Genomic DNA, 14,721 nt, shown 5'->3' on the forward strand with positions numbered 1-14,721 from the left:
CTCGCCGAGCGTAGTCATAATGCGGTCGAATCCGCGTTGGCAACCACCATTCGACTACCTTCGACCGCCCCTGGGCAGGAGCTGTGTGGAGGGGGCGTTGGCGCTCAGGTGGAAGGGCGCGCTTCGGCCTCCGCCAGCTCCTTCAGCGTCAGCAGTTGCTTGCGCATCATCACCACATCGCCGAGCGCCAGGGCGCGGGCGATGATCCACGGTGCGCCGCAATGCATTCGGACCGTCAGACGGGTGCCGGTCCCCTCCGGCCGCACGGCGTAGGTGACGCAGACCTTGCCGGATACCAGGGTGATATGGCGGCACGATACGAACGAGACGAGCGTGAACGCGGACATGAACCGCTGCCCGACTTCGAGTTCGGTCAGCGCCGGATCGCGCCGCCGTGGGCTGCGCCTGCCGAAATGGTCGAGCAGGTCGTAACTGTAAGGCGCGACGCGCAATTGACACAGCCAGGCATAGACCACACTCGGCGGCGCATCGATACTGATGGCCCGGTCCGCCTGCACCCCGCCGGGTTGCAGATTGTCACAGGGCAGCGGATGCTCGCGTTCGGCCTCGGTCGCACCCCAGACCAATCCCGAAATCATGCCGTGGCCGCGATTCGCCGGAGCATATCGCGCACCACGATCTTGTGACCGCCGCTGCCGATCACCAATGCTCGATAGATCTTGCCGTGCAGGCCCGGAAATTCGGCCCAGCTGCGCGCCCGGACCAGCGTCCGGCTCGGCCCCTGCTCATCGAGTTCGAAGACCAGCGCATAGCGCGAGAACCAGTGCCGCCCCCGCAGCGCCAGCCGACTCGGCTCCTCGGCCGCATCGAGTACGAAACCAGTCGGAGCCTTCGATGGATCGTGTGGATCCTTGCAGACAACTTTCAGCAAGGCTTTCCACGCCCGATCGCGATTCGCGTCGACCGATCTGGCATGCTCATCTATGTAGGGCAATCGCTCCATATAGAAGGAACGTACTAGTAGATGGCGCCACCCCGCAAGCACGACACCGACGTGATCCTCGACGCAGCGCGCACCCTGGTGCTCACCGACGGTCCCCGCGCCGCCAGCGTGGCGGCGATCGCGGCGGCAAGCGGGGCCCCGGTCGGCACGCTCTACCATCGCTTCGGCAATCGCAACGGCGTACTGACCGCGGCCTGGCTGCGCGCGCTCGAACGCTTCCAGGATCGGATCAAAGCCGCCGCCACCGATCCGGACCCGGTCGGGGCCGGAGTCGCGATGGCCGTGGCGAGCGTCCAGTTCGGACGCGAATTACCGGACGACGCAAAGCTTTTGCTGAACCTGCGCCCCAGCGACCTACTGGACGGTGGACCGGACGCGGAATTCCGCGCCCGCCTCGACCGCATGAACGGACCGCTCATCGAACACTTGCGCCGCATCGCCGCCGCCCTCTTCGGCCGCGACGGCGACCGTGAAATCGATGCCATCAGCCGCGCCGTAGTCGACCTCCCCTACGCCGCCCTGCGCCGCCACGCCCACACCCGCACCCTCCCCGACTGGCTCGAAACCGACCTGACCGCCGCCGCCCGCGCCCTCCTCGAGTCCTACCGCCCCTGACCCTCGCCCGCAGCCCCCCAATTCAGATGGCTTCAGGTTGCGATGGATCGGATTAGGGTCGTTTCGTGGATCTTCTGGACAGGCTTCGGCTGGATGTTCCGGTCGCGCAGGCAGGAATGGGCGGCGTCGCGGGCGGCCGATTGGCCGCGGCGGTCGCGAGTGCTGGTGGACTCGGGACGATCGGGTTGCATCCGCCGGAGGAACTGCGTGCCGCGATTCGGCGGGTGCGCGACGAGGCCGCGGGGCGGGCGGTGGTGGTCAATCTGCTGATGCCGTTCCTACGGCGAGGGCATATCGAGGCATGTCTGAGCGAGGGTGTCGACGCGGCGGTGATCGCTTTCGGCGGCGACGCGCGATTGGTGCGTGAACTTCGAGATGCCGGTGTGTTCGTGTTCATGATGGTGGGCACCGAAGACCAAGCCCGGGATGCCGTGGCCTGGGGTGTCGACGGACTGATCGCGCAGGGCCGCGAAGCCGGCGGCCATCTGGTGGGAACCGTTGCGGCACTGCGATTTCTGCCGCACGCGATCGAGCTCGCCCAGGGGCGTCCGGTGCTGCTTGCCGGCGGAGTGGCCTCGTCGGCCGACACTGCCGCCGCCTTGGCAGCCGGCGCGTCGGGGGTTGTCGCTGGCACCCGCTTCCTCCTGACGGCGGAATCCGAGGCTCATGACAGCTATCGGCAGCGAGTGCTGTCCGCGGAAAGGACCATCGAGACCACGCTGTTCGGGCTGGGCTGGCCCGCTCGGCATCGAGTGATTCCGAATGGCGCCACCCAGCGGTGGTGCCATCCGGACGGCACGGTGCGACGCTTGCCTGCACTGATCAACGCGGGCAGTGCCCCGCTGGCGCGTCTGGTGCCGGAAAGCAGTGCGGGGTCCGTGGCGCGCATGCAGCGGCCATCGCTTCCGCTGTTCAGCCCGGTGGCGCCACTGGCGGGCATGCCGGGATCGTGGGTGGATCGGACAGCGCTGTATGCGGGTGAATCCGCACTGCGGATCACCGACATCATCTCCGCGAAGCAGGCGGTGGCCGAACTGGCTGGGCGTTAGGTCCCAGCGACGAGTTCGGGGGTGAGTTTGTCGAGGGTGTCGATGACCTCCGCGGCCAAGGCGAGGGCGTCGGGGGCGGGCGGATATTCCGGGCGCGGGGCGGCAATGACGCGCATTCCGGCGGCGTGTGCCGCGCGCAGCCCGTTGCTGGAATCCTCGACCGCCGCGCACTCGGTGGACTTGTGTCGAAGGAACGCGGCGGCTGCCACGTAGACGTCGGGTGCGGGTTTCCCGCGATCCACCTCCTCGGTCGAGAAGGTGACGCCGAAGAATTCGATCAGCCCGGTGCGGCCGAGCACGGTATTGATCAACGTTCGCGGTGACGAGCTCGCGACGGCCAGCGGCCAATGCTCGCTGAGGCGCTGCACCGCCTCGACCGCACCCGGCAGCAGCGGTACGGCCTGCTCGTAATGCTCGGCCATCCGCTCGATCACATCATTGGCCACGGTGTCCGGTGGCACACCGACCCCGAGCTCGGTACTGAGATAGTCCGACCACTCCCCCGTGCTCATCCCCATCAACCGCTGCTGGGTATCCGGTAGCCACCGCCCGCCGTGCTCCGCGACATAGCCGCGGCGCACCTGCTCCCATACCGGCTCCGAATCGATCAGAACACCGTCCATATCGAAGACAACTGCCGCAATGTGCATCCGGGACATAGCCTTTCGCCTACAACACCGAACAGATGACGACCCGATGGCCAACCCATCGACCCGCCCCGCGGTGGGGTTTTCGCCTAGACCTGATGAGCAACGTCCCCACACTACAGCGTGCCTCCCGACCGGTTAGGCCGCTAAACACCATCCTCCTCGGATGTCCTCAACTCACGCCAGCGCAGTGCGAGTGTTGGTTTCCGCTTCACTCGGGCCGGTTTCACCAACACGCGAGTGTGGGCCAGCGCCTTCCCGTCGGCGGACGTTGATGACCGGGGCTCGTGCCGGGCCCTTCACCTGAGCCCGTCGCGAGCATTCGGCGGGCAACCGATAACGTGTTCCATATGAGCGAACAGCAGGTCGGCAACTCGCTGCCGAGCGAGGAGCACCATGAGGGCGGGTTCCGGCCGATGTCGGCGTTGATCAACGCACAGCTGGATGAGCTCGATATTTCCCGCGGTGGGCCGCACTACGGCGCATTCGTCGAGCAGGTGCGCGGCCTGATGGACCGGGCCCGGCTGGCCTGCCCGTCCGATGAGCTGGCGCTGGAGACGATCGCCGTCCTCAAACAGCTCAACGACAAGCTGGACGCGGCGGTCGTCGACGAATGGTCCGCGCCCACCTGGACCAGGGTCGACCTGCCCGCCCGCGGCAATATCACGCTGCCGCCGTTCGTCGTCGACAAGGCGGGCAAGGACGGCGTCCAGGCCCGCATCACCTTCCGCACCTTCCACCTGGGCGGCAATAACGCCGCCCACGGCGGACAGGTGGCAGTCGGCTTCGATGATCTGCTCGGCATGGCCGCGGCGGTGCACGCGGGCTCGGTCACCCGCACCGCATCGCTCACCGTCGACTACCGGTCCGTCACCCCGCTGAACACCGAACTGCGGGTGCACGCCTGGGCCGAGCGGCAGGAGGGCCGCAAGGTCTACGTGCGGGGCACTCTGCACGACGGCGATCGGCTCTGCGCCGAAGCGAGCGGCCTGTTCATCGTGCTCAAGCCCGGGCAGCAGTGATCCGGTAGTTCGCCGGGTCCGGTCGGCGCGCCATCAATGCGCGATGCCGAGCCGGAGTCCACGGCCACAGTTCCGGAACGCCGTCCTTGCCGAGATACCAGCTCTGACAACCGGTCGCCCACACCGTATTCGGCATCGCGGCCCGCAGTTCCGCGTAGTAGCTGCTGGTGGCCTCGACGGTCGGCTCCACCGTATCGAATTCACCGTCGCGCCAACGCCGGATCCAGCCCAGGATGTGCTCGGCCTGGGTCTCCGCGATCAGTGTCAGCGGATAGTTGCCGACCGGACTGTGCGGGCCGATCAGCAGGAACATATTCGGAAAGCCCGGCATCGCAACGGTTTCGAAGGCACGCGGACCGTCCGCCCAGACCTGATCCAGGGTGCGGCCATCGGTTCCGGTGATGCCCATGGGCCGCATGAACGCGTGCGCGTCGAATCCCGTTGCCAGCACCAGCACATCGAGTTCGTGCAGCCGCCCGTCTGCGGTGACGATGCCGCGCGGCTCGATATGGTCGATCGCATCGGTGACGATCTCGACACCGTCACGCTGCACGGCGCGATAGAAGTCACTCGACACCACGAGCCGCTTGCACATCGGCTGGTAATCCGGTGTCAGTGCGGCACGCAGCGCCGGATCGCGCACGGTGCGCAGGTTCGCCCGGCACATCCGACCGACCAGGTCACGCTTGCGTCCGGGCTTGGTGACGGCGTCGAGGAAGAATTCGAAAATGTGCCGCGTTACCGCGTAGCTGAACTCGTCGAGCGCCGGGAATCTGCGGTGCGCGGCAATGGTGAGCCGCGAGTATCGGCGATTGCGCAGCGGCAGGATCCACTGCGCCGTGCGCTGGAACATGCTCAGGTGCGCGACATTTCCGGCGAGCGCCGTCACGATCTGCACACCGGTGGACCCGGTGCCGAGCACGCCGACCCGCTTGCCTGCCAAGTCGACATCGTGATCCCACCGCGCCGAATGGAATATCGCCCCCGCGAAATCGCCGAGACCGCCGATATCCGGCATGCGCGGGTGGTGCAGGATGCCGGTCGCACAGAGCACGAAATCGAACCGCTCCGATGCGCCGTCCGAGGTCGTCACGGCCCACCGTGCACCGTCGAATTCGGCCCCGACCACCTCGGTACCGAACCGGGTGCGGCTCGCCAGCCCGCGATCGTGGGCGACCTTCGCGAAGTAATCGCGGATCTCCGCGCCGGGGGAGAAGAAATGCGACCACCGCGGGTTCTTGGCGAAGGTGAACTGATAGAAGCGCGAGGGCACATCGCAGCTCAATCCCGGATAGGTGTTGTCGCGCCAGGTCCCGCCGAACCGATCGGCCTTCTCGAAGATCGTGAAGTCGTCGATGCCGTCGCGCTGCAGCATCACGGCCATGCAGATGCCCGACATCCCGGCCCCGATAATGGCGACCCGTGGGTTGCGCCGTCGCATTCCGGCCATACTTCAAGGCTATGACTCGGCCCGCCGACAGAATGCGTCGACCCGACATTTTCATGACCTTTTCGGACATTCGGCTGTTCGCTACGGTTCCGACCTTGGCTCCGGTGTCGCAGCCGCGTGGGCCTTCGATCGCACGGTGTGCGCATCATGCCGGATACCGGCCGCGATCACGGTCTCGACCCCGCCATTTGCCTGCGCGGTACCGGGCTCACCCGGCCGCCGTCGAGGATCCCGACACCGAGGTCGCCGCCGAGCAGCACTCACCGTCGCCACGCACATATCACCCTGACCCAGCGCGGCGAGGTAGCGCGCCTGTCCATGAATGACGCCAACATCCCGAGGAATCTGCTCGCGGCGCTCGGCGATGAACCCAGGCCTCGGGTGTGGAGACCGACCTGCGCTACCGCCGAAATCCTCGGCTTCGCGCTGCTGTCGTGTCCGACGATGTGCGAGGCGATCATCATCGGCCTGCGCCATATCGGCCTCAGCTCGGCCTTGGTACATCTCACCCTGACCGAGCGCGGGCGAGGTAGCGCGCCTGTGGATGTCCGCGAATTCCTCGTCGAACGCGATATCGGCGCGGTCATCCCGCGAGTTTCGCCCATGCCTTCATGCGCTGGCACGGCATCGCCCCCGGCCGCTACCGCCGGCGCCACTGACCGACCGAGATCAGGTGGAACCGGCGCCGCCACGGCTTCCACCCGATCTCGATCGTCCCTAGCTGGCCGGGAAGTGCTTGTTGCGATACTCGGCGAAGCGGGTGTCGACCTGGGCCGAGGTGAGGCCGAAATCCTCGAGGGTGTATCGGTGCGCGGGGCGAGCCGCACCGGAGGTGCTTTCCGAATGCAACTGTGTCATCGCTGCTTCGGCCTCCGGGCTCAATGACAGATCGAAGTGGTGGTAGATCGACGCGACGGTGCCGATCGGATCCGCGATGAAGTCGTCGTAGTACACATCGCAGAACTGAGCCGCGTTGTGCCGCGCGCGATCCGCGAGGAACTTATCCGCTCCCCTGGCCCACAGATCCAACTGGGCCGCACCGACGACCGGACCGCGGAACTTCTCCGACCACCCCGCCGAGGCCTGCTCATTGAGACTGCAGACCGAGGCGATGATCGTGCGCGGATCCCGGTGCATCTGGATCACCAGCGCATCCGGATACACCTCGAAGATCGCGTCCAGTGCGAACAGATGGCTCGGATTCTTCAAAACCCACCGCCGTCCGGCGTCCGGCAGCCCGATCAATTGCAGATTCCGCCGATGCCTGCGATAGGCATCGGTCCAATCCTGTTCCCGCAGCCACTCCGAGTACCCGGGCAGATAGCCGAGGCACTCATAGGACACCGACATCGCCGACTGCCGCAGCAGCTGCCAGCACTCCTCCACCTGATCCGCCGAAATATGGTGCACACCCATGAATTCCGGATGCTGCACATGATGCTTTTCGAAGGCGGCCTCGATCCGCTGATATACCGGATCGGTCGCCCACGTCTCGCGCGGCGGTCGCGGCTGCGGCATCTCGGTCAGCCACATTTCCAGGCCCTGATGCGCCGGGTCCGCATTGAGCAGTCGATGCACCGCCGTCGTGCCCGAGCGCGGCAGTCCGGTCACGAAGATCGGGCGCTCGATCGCCACCTCGGCGTGTTCCGGAAAGCGTTGCCACGCCGACTCACTGAGCAATCGCGCGATCAGGGCCCCGCGCAGGAATGCCCGATTGACCTTATTGCCGAAGGGCGTCAACTCGGCGTCCTTGGCATAGGACTCGAGCAGCACCTGCAGACCTTCGCGGTAACCGTCGTCGCCGAAATCGCTCAACCCGACGACCTTGGTGGCCGAGGCGTGCAGATCGTCGATGGTCCCGACGTCGTCTCTGCCGATCACAGTCATTCTCCTAGTGGTGGTATTCGCCGCCGTTGACATCCAGACACGCGCCGGTGATCGCGCGTGCCAGATGCGAGGCGAAGAAGACGACGGCGTCGGCGATCTCATCGGGTTCGGGCAGCTTGCGCAGATCGATGGTCTTGGCGGTCTCGGCGTACACCTCTTCGGCGGTGATCCCGCGCTGCTGGGCCAGGTAGTTGAAGTACCACTTCAAGTTGTCGGCCCAGATATAGCCGGGCGCAATGGTATTCACCCGAATTCCCTTCGGCCCGAGTTCGGTGGCCAGGCTCTGCGCCAGCGCGAGCAGACTCGCCTTGGCCATTTTGTACGGACCGAATGTGCGCCGCGAATGCCGCAGCACCGCCGAATTGATCATGACCACCGACCCCTTCGACTCGGTCAGCGCGGGCACGAACAGTCGCGTCAACCGCAGTGCGGCAAGCACATTGGTCTCGAATCCGGCGCGCACGTCATCGAGGTCGACATCGGCCAGATCGATGATCGGCGGAATCGCGAAGGCATTGTTCACCAGCGTGTCCACCCGCCCGAACGCACTCTGCGCCGTCTCGACCAGATTCGTCACCGCGGCTTCATCGTTGATATCGGTCGGCACTACCACCGCACGCCTGCCGAGTTCGGTGATCTCCTTGGCCACCTCGGTCAGCCGCGATTCGGTACGCGAGGCCAACACCACATCCGCTCCGGCCCGCGCGCTCTGCACCGCAATGGCCCGGCCCAGACCCGGACCGACCCCGGAGACCACAACAACCTTGTCCTGCAACAACATCAGCCAAGCATCCTTTCCGCCACGGCGACCTGACGCGCCGCGATCCGCGCCCGCCATTCCTCGGGTGTGACCCGAGCCTCCTGGTAATACGGCAGCCGTTCGGGCAATTCGGCAACCGCGACCACTTCAACCGTCGGCCCGTCCTCGGGTTTGAGATCCCGCGACAACTGCTGCCAGCGGAACTGCAGATATCCGCGCGCATGCCCGGTGCGCTCGATCCAGTTGGTCAGTCCGGGGTCGCGCTCGCTGATCACGAGCCGGATCATCCCGTCCGGATCCACGCGCGCCTGGTCGGCGGTGAGGCTGGTCTGGTGGTTGATGTAGTCCAGCGACAGGTACCACATGCTGCCGAGTTGGAACCCCTGATACGGCGCATCCGATTTCGGCACCGTGAGGATCATCGCCTGATCGTCATCGAGTTCGTAATGGCCGACCGAGGAGAACTGGGTGGTGAGTCCACCCGGAGTGGAGCGCGGCTCGGTCATCGTATTGACCGGCAGGTTGAGATAGAACCACTTCGGAAACGCCAGGAAGGTATTCAGCCGCGAGACCAGCATCTTCCCCGCGATGTCATAGCGCTTGCTCATCAGGTCCTTGGTCAGCGGCGGCGGTGCGTGGCCGATCGTGTCCACCCGCTGAATGCGAATCGTGCCCGCCTGCTCGGTGGCCCAGTCGCTGTACACCTCACGCACCACGAGCATGCCGGAGTCGGGCGCGAGATGGACATAGCCGCGCCGTGCCGCGCCCGGGCCGAGCCGGAGTTCGTACGAGCCGTCGGCCGCGATATCGAGGGCGCGGGCATCGAAGGCGGTCTCGCTGTCGGGGACGTCCACCGGCGAATAGTTGCCGTTGAGCACCTGGAAGCTGAGGTCGCGGGTGGTACCGCGGGTTCCGGTCACCACATATTCGGCGTCGGGACGCAGGTACGAGTGGAAGTAGAGAGTGTCCGGGTTGTCCAGGCCCATCTTCGTATAGGGCCCGGTGGACATGACGAAGAACGGAAAGTCCCGCTCATAGGCCCAGGCCATCTGGATGGAGGCGCGAATACTGCCCGCGAGGTAGTCATAGCCCTCGACGAGGTCCTGTTCGGTCCGAATATGCGGTGCGTCGGTGATGATCTGCTCGGCGGCGGCGATGGCTTCCGCGAACGGCTGTGTCAGCAAGAGGCTTTCCGATCCTTTCGAGCGACCCACAGGCGGTCGCTACCGTTGACCACTGTTCCAAATATGTACCGCTCTGGTACATTTCGATATGAGCAAGATTAGAACGTGTTCTAGGAGTTGTCCATGGTTGCCCGCAGATCCGCCCCGACCGCCCGCGTGGTCCAAGTGCTGGATTTCTTCGTCGAGCAGCGCGGCAAACGCTTCGGCCTGTCCGAACTGGCCCGCGAACTCGATCTGGCCAAGCCGACCTGCCTCGGCATCCTCACCGAACTGACCGCGGGCGGCTATCTGGTGCGCGCTGCAGACACCCGCACCTATGGCCTCGGACCTGCGCTTATCGCCGCGGGCCGGATCGCGCAGGACAGCTTCGCCAGCTCCGCCATCGCCCGCGCCGAACTCGAGCAGCTCACCGCGCTCTACCGCACCACCTGCACGGCCTCCGCCGTCGTCGGCGAGCAGATCATGGTGCTGGAGAGCACGGGGCCCGGCCTGGTCAAGGTGGGCGCGGCCTACCATTTCGCACCGCCGGTCGGGCTGATGTACGTGCTGTGGGATACCGATGCGGCCTTCGACGCCTGGCTCAACAAGCCGCCGACGGTGCCGCTACAGCAGGACGAGGCCCGGCTGCGCCAGGTCGTCGCGGAGTGCCGCGAGCGCGGCTACCTGGTCGAGAGCCTGACCGCGGCCGGTCGGCGACTGTACTCCTTGCTCGCCGGGGTCGCCGCCCATGAGCTGCCCAAAGAGGTGCGCGAACTCGTCGGCGAGCTGGTGACCAGCCTCGGGGAGCGGGTCTACGTCGGCACCGATCTGCGACCGCGCAAGGAGCACCCGGTCAGCCTGCTCGCGGCGCCGACCTACAGCGGGGACGGCAGGCAGAACATGGTGCTCACGATGTACGTCGGCGCGTCCATCACCGGCGCCGAAATCGACCGTCGTGGAACGGCACTCGTGGCCGCGGCCGACCGGGTGACCACGCGATCGGGCGGTCGCAAGCCGGGCACGGACCATTGACCATGACCGAAACGTGTTCTAGTTTTGTGACGTGAGCCAGTACGCAAAGTCGACGGCGAGCACCTACGAGCTGCCTCATCTGGACGCGCTCGAGGCCGAGTCGGCACATATATTCCGCGAAGTCGCCGCCACCTTCGAACGGCCGGTGCTGCTGTTTTCCGGCGGCAAGGATTCGGTGGTCATGCTGCATCTCGCGGCCAAGGCCTTCTGGCCCGCCCCGCTGCCGTTCCCGGTACTGCACATCGACACCGGGCACAATTTCGACGAGGTCATCGAATACCGCGACCACACCGTGGAACGATTCGGTCTGCGACTCGTGGTCGGCAGTGTGCAGGAGGATATCGACGCGGGCCGGGTGATCGAGGAGACCGGGCCGCGCGCCTCTCGAAACCGCTTGCAGACAGCCACTTTGCTGCGATCGATCCGCGAGGGCGGATATGACGCGGTCTTCGGCGGCGCGCGCCGGGACGAGGAGAAGGCGCGCGCCAAGGAGCGCGTCTTCAGTTTCCGCGACGAATACGGGCAGTGGGATCCGCGCAATCAGCGACCGGAACTGTGGAGCCTCTATAACGGTCGGCATCGCAAGGGCGAGCACATCCGGGTGTTCCCGCTGTCCAACTGGACCGAACTCGATATCTGGCACTACATTGCCGCCGAGGGCATCGAGCTGCCGCCGCTGTACTACGCGCACCGCAGGGCGGTGGTCCAGCGCGACGGAATGCTGTTGGCGCACACCAGATTCCTCGAATTGCTCGATGGCGAGCAGCCCTATGAGAGCACGGTGCGCTTCCGCACGGTCGGCGATGCGACCTGCACCGGATGTGTCGAGTCGAGCGCGACCACCCCCGCGGAGGTGGTCGCTGAGGTCGCCGCCACCCGCGTCACCGAACGCGGTGCGACCCGCGCCGATGACCGTATTTCTGAGGCTGGCATGGAAGACCGCAAACGAGAAGGGTACTTCTGATGACGACCACCACCCTGTTGCGGCTGGCCACCGCGGGCAGTGTCGACGATGGTAAATCGACCCTGATCGGTCGTCTGCTGTTCGACTCCAAGACGATCTTCACCGATCAACTCGCCGCCGTGGAGCGGGCCAGCCGGGCGCGCGGCGACGACTATCCGGATCTCGCGCTGCTGACCGACGGCCTGCGCGCCGAGCGCGAACAGGGCATCACCATCGATGTAGCACATCGCTACTTCGCCACGCCCCGGCGCAAGTTCATCATCGCCGACACCCCCGGCCACATCCAGTACACGCGCAATATGGTCACCGGCGCCTCCACCGCCGATCTCGCGCTGATCCTGGTGGACGCGCGCAAGGGCATCGTGGAACAAACCCGCCGCCATGCCTTCCTGGCCAGTCTGCTCGGCATCCCGCACCTGGTGCTGTGCGTGAACAAGATGGATCTGGCCGGCTGGTCACAGGACCGGTTCGAAGAGATCAAGGAGGAATTCGTCGGCTTCGCAACGAAACTCGACGTCGCCGACCTGACCTTCATTCCGATGTCGGCACTGCACGGGGACAATATCGTGCATCGCGGCGCGAGCATGCCCTGGTACGAGGGCTCACCGCTGCTGCACTATCTCGAAGAGGTGCACATCGCCTCGGACCGCAATCTCATCGATGCGCGCTTCCCCGTGCAGTACGTAACCCGCAGGCACGCCGAGGATTTCCGTGGCTACGCCGGCACCGTATGCGGTGGCGTATTCAAGCCGGGAGATGAGGTCGCGGTGCTGCCTTCGGGATTCACCACCACGGTCGAGGCGATCTGGGGTCCGGGCGGGACGCCCATCGCGGAAGCCTTTCCGCCGCAGGCGGTTACCATCCAACTGGCCGATCATCTCGACGTGTCCCGCGGTGATCTGATCTGCCGCCCGGCGAACCGGCCGCACGTCGGACGCGATCTCGACGCCATGGTGTGCTGGTTCGCCGAGGACGGCGAACTCACCCCGGGCGCGACCTACACGATCCGACACACCACCCGCACCGCCACAGCCGAGGTGCGCTCGCTGGACTACCGGCTCGACGTCAATACCCTGCACCGCGATGAGAATGCGGATTCCTTGTCGCTCAACGAGATCGGGCGCATCCAGCTGCGCACCCGCCAGCCGCTGCTCTTCGATCCCTACCGGCGCAACCGCACCACCGGCAGCTTCATCCTCGTCGACGACACCACCAACAACACCGTCGCCGCTGGCATGATCACCGGCCCCACCCTGCCCTCGTCCCGCGTCGTCTGGCATGGCACCGCCGTCGGCCGCGACGAGCGCCCGACCACCGGACTGACGGTCTGGTTGACCGGCCTGTCCGGCTCCGGAAAGTCCTCTGTCGCAGTCGAATTGGAGCGTCGTCTGGTCGCGGCAGGACGCCCCGCCTTCCTGCTCGACGGCGACAATCTGCGCCACGGCCTCAATGCCGACCTCGGCTTCGGCGCCGCGGACCGCGTCGAAAATATCCGTCGCGTCGGCGAAGTGGCGCGACTGTTCGCCGAGGCCGGTGTGGTGGCGGTGGTTTCCCTCATCAGCCCCTATGCAGCCGACCGCAACAAAGTCCGCGCCGTCCACGGGGCAGCCGGCATCCCGTTCATCGAGGTCTTCGTGGACACCCCCCTCGAGATCTGCGAATCCCGCGACCCCAAGGGCATGTACGCCAAGGCGCGGGCCGGTGAAATCCGTGGCTTCACCGGCATCGATGATCCCTATGAGGCGCCCACCGGTGCCGAACTCGTGCTGCGTCCCGAGGACGGCGACCCGGCCGCCATGGCCGCGGCCATCCTCGCCAAGCTGGCCGACCTGGACTGACCGAGCGGATGCCGGGCCGCCACCGCGGGGCCCGGCATCTCAGGGATGTGCACGCAATGCGGCACCGAGCCAGTCGAACACCGGCACGAGTGTCGGCGGGACCGGCCAGCCATTGATGACCGCGAGCAGCTGCCAATAGCGTTCGGAGCGCGGGTCTCCCGCGACCTCGAGCCGGGCCAGCAGCCAGCCTCGTAGCTCGGAGTCATCGGGGCGATCGAAGGTTGTCGCGTATGCGGCCGTCAACTCGTCGACAATGGGTTCGGCCGCATCGGAATTCGGCGCTATCCCCGAGGTGAGAGCCTGCCCGACCCGATCGCGCACGAGTTCGGTCAACTCGTGGTGCAGACCGGTGGTATCGCCTTCGGCGCGCTGGGTGGCCTGGTATCGAGCCATACGGCGTACCGATGCGCGAAAGTCCGGGTCTCGGGTCAATTCAGCGAGCTCCACCCATGCCTGCACCTGAGCAGGTTCCGGATCGTCGGGCAGTTCCGGCATTGCCGAGCGGATGAGATCGACGAATTCGGGATTGGCATCGGTACCGCCGAAGGTGTCTTCGACGAAATCGGAGATGAGTCGGCGCTTTTCGGCGTCGGAGAGTTCGACGAGCCTGTGCATGAGTTCCATTTCCTCGCGAGTCGGACCCCGCTCGGCGATTGCTCGCAACACCGTGCGCCGCACCCGAAGTGCGCCGATCTGGAATTCCAACGCTTCGGCATGTGCGCAGGCCACCTCGGGCACCGACAGTTTGCGTTCGAGCACCTGTCGGATGGCGGGCAGATCAATGCCGAGTTCGCGCAGGGTTCGCACCAGTTGCAGGCGGGCGAGGGCGTCGTCGTCGTAGAGCCGGTAGCCGGCGGGGCTGTGGGCGGTCGGCGGCACGACACCGGTATCGGCATAGAACCGGATTGTCTTGACCGAGAGGCCGGTCCGTTCGGCCATGGTGCCGATCGGATAAAGCGTGTCGCCGTCCATGCCCCTACCCTCCTGTCTCCCCCTGGTGGAGACGCAAGTCCCAGCGCGACGCTACGTGTCCGGTGGGCTCAGCGATGGTGCGGAAGAACTCGCGGATACCGCCGATGAGCAGGTCGGGGACCCCGAGCGCAGGGTGGCCGGAGGAATGCAACTCCGACCAGTGGCTGATGTTGTACGCCTTCTCCGCGAAGCGGCGGATCGCGTAATCACCGTCGTTCAAGTTCGCCGCAGGCACTCCACTCTGGGAGACGACCGCCCCGTCCAGATAGCTTCTGCCGTAACGAGCCTTGGGCCCGGGGTTCCGTCGAACGTAGTCAATGGTGGTCGGACACGCCGCAATCGAGCGCCAAATCACTAC

15 protein-coding genes are annotated in these 14,721 nt (G+C 66.0%); 6 read left to right on the top strand and 9 right to left on the bottom strand.

From position 1 onward, the window contains the following. Positions 1 to 104: 104 nt before the first annotated feature. On the bottom strand, positions 105 to 599 hold the full coding sequence (locus tag ABZW16_RS04005; protein ID WP_354951929.1) for a hypothetical protein: 495 nt from the start codon (positions 597 to 599) through the stop codon (positions 105 to 107). Next, the gene (locus ABZW16_RS04010) at positions 596 to 964 is read right to left on the bottom strand and encodes a hypothetical protein (RefSeq protein WP_354951930.1); all 369 of its coding nucleotides are present in this window, start codon (positions 962 to 964) and stop codon (positions 596 to 598) included. The genes ABZW16_RS04005 and ABZW16_RS04010 overlap by 4 nt, the downstream gene beginning before the upstream one ends. Positions 965 to 985: 21 nt before the next feature. Here ABZW16_RS04010 and ABZW16_RS04015 point away from each other — a divergent pair, with 21 nt between their 5' ends. Together ABZW16_RS04015 and ABZW16_RS04020 are read left to right on the top strand one after the other, a co-directional pair. Next, positions 986 to 1,579 carry a TetR/AcrR family transcriptional regulator gene (locus ABZW16_RS04015; protein ID WP_354951932.1) on the top strand — a complete coding sequence of 198 codons (594 nt, stop codon included), beginning with the start codon at positions 986 to 988 and terminating at the stop codon, positions 1,577 to 1,579. A 65-nt stretch (positions 1,580 to 1,644) separates the two neighbouring features. Continuing rightward, a complete protein-coding gene (locus tag ABZW16_RS04020) occupies positions 1,645 to 2,628 on the top strand; it encodes a nitronate monooxygenase (RefSeq protein WP_354951934.1) in 984 nt (327 codons plus the stop codon). Here ABZW16_RS04020 and ABZW16_RS04025 read toward each other — a convergent pair. Beyond that, positions 2,625 to 3,278, bottom strand: coding sequence for an HAD family phosphatase (locus tag ABZW16_RS04025; RefSeq protein WP_354952076.1), 654 nt, complete (start codon positions 3,276 to 3,278; stop codon positions 2,625 to 2,627). The genes ABZW16_RS04020 and ABZW16_RS04025 overlap by 4 nt on opposite strands. A gap of 347 nt (positions 3,279 to 3,625) precedes the next feature. Between ABZW16_RS04025 and ABZW16_RS04030 the strand changes: the two genes are divergently transcribed. After that, positions 3,626 to 4,297, top strand: coding sequence for a PaaI family thioesterase (locus ABZW16_RS04030; RefSeq protein WP_354951936.1), 672 nt, complete (start codon positions 3,626 to 3,628; stop codon positions 4,295 to 4,297). On the opposite strand, the gene ABZW16_RS04035 is transcribed toward ABZW16_RS04030, so the two are convergent. The 4 genes from ABZW16_RS04035 to ABZW16_RS04050 form a co-directional block, all read right to left on the bottom strand. Then, positions 4,278 to 5,738 carry an NAD(P)/FAD-dependent oxidoreductase gene (locus ABZW16_RS04035; protein ID WP_354952078.1) on the bottom strand — a complete coding sequence of 487 codons (1,461 nt, stop codon included), beginning with the start codon at positions 5,736 to 5,738 and terminating at the stop codon, positions 4,278 to 4,280. The genes ABZW16_RS04030 and ABZW16_RS04035 overlap by 20 nt on opposite strands. A gap of 726 nt (positions 5,739 to 6,464) precedes the next feature. Then, a complete protein-coding gene (locus ABZW16_RS04040) occupies positions 6,465 to 7,628 on the bottom strand; it encodes a sulfotransferase (protein ID WP_354951938.1) in 1,164 nt (387 codons plus the stop codon). 10 nt (positions 7,629 to 7,638) lie between these two features. Beyond that, entirely contained in the window at positions 7,639 to 8,415 is a 777-nt protein-coding gene (locus ABZW16_RS04045) for an SDR family oxidoreductase (protein ID WP_354951940.1), read from the bottom strand. Then, on the bottom strand, positions 8,415 to 9,578 hold the full coding sequence (locus tag ABZW16_RS04050; protein WP_354951942.1) for a hypothetical protein: 1,164 nt from the start codon (positions 9,576 to 9,578) through the stop codon (positions 8,415 to 8,417). Before ABZW16_RS04050 ends, ABZW16_RS04045 begins: the two co-directional genes overlap by 1 nt. A 123-nt stretch (positions 9,579 to 9,701) precedes the next feature. Here ABZW16_RS04050 and ABZW16_RS04055 point away from each other — a divergent pair, with 123 nt between their 5' ends. The 3 genes from ABZW16_RS04055 to cysC are packed head-to-tail and all read left to right on the top strand — an operon-like array spanning position 9,702 to position 13,391. Further along, positions 9,702 to 10,589, top strand: coding sequence for a helix-turn-helix domain-containing protein (locus ABZW16_RS04055; RefSeq protein ID WP_354951944.1), 888 nt, complete (start codon positions 9,702 to 9,704; stop codon positions 10,587 to 10,589). A gap of 31 nt (positions 10,590 to 10,620) precedes the next feature. After that, entirely contained in the window at positions 10,621 to 11,553 is a 933-nt protein-coding gene (gene cysD / locus ABZW16_RS04060; protein ID WP_354951946.1) for a sulfate adenylyltransferase subunit CysD, read from the top strand. After that, positions 11,553 to 13,391 (top strand): adenylyl-sulfate kinase, encoded by a 1,839-nt coding sequence (gene cysC, locus ABZW16_RS04065; RefSeq protein ID WP_354951948.1) that lies wholly within the window; start codon positions 11,553 to 11,555, stop codon positions 13,389 to 13,391. The genes cysD and cysC overlap by 1 nt, the downstream gene beginning before the upstream one ends. A gap of 39 nt (positions 13,392 to 13,430) precedes the next feature. On the opposite strand, the gene ABZW16_RS04070 is transcribed toward cysC, so the two are convergent. Next, a complete protein-coding gene (locus ABZW16_RS04070) occupies positions 13,431 to 14,363 on the bottom strand; it encodes a MerR family transcriptional regulator (RefSeq protein ID WP_354951950.1) in 933 nt (310 codons plus the stop codon). A 4-nt stretch (positions 14,364 to 14,367) separates the two neighbouring features. Then, the gene (locus ABZW16_RS04075) at positions 14,368 to 14,583 is read right to left on the bottom strand and encodes a hypothetical protein (protein WP_354951952.1); all 216 of its coding nucleotides are present in this window, start codon (positions 14,581 to 14,583) and stop codon (positions 14,368 to 14,370) included. Positions 14,584 to 14,721: the final 138 nt, after the last annotated feature.

Source organism: Nocardia sp. NPDC004604, assembly GCF_040609795.1.
Classification (GTDB): domain Bacteria; phylum Actinomycetota; class Actinomycetes; order Mycobacteriales; family Mycobacteriaceae; genus Nocardia.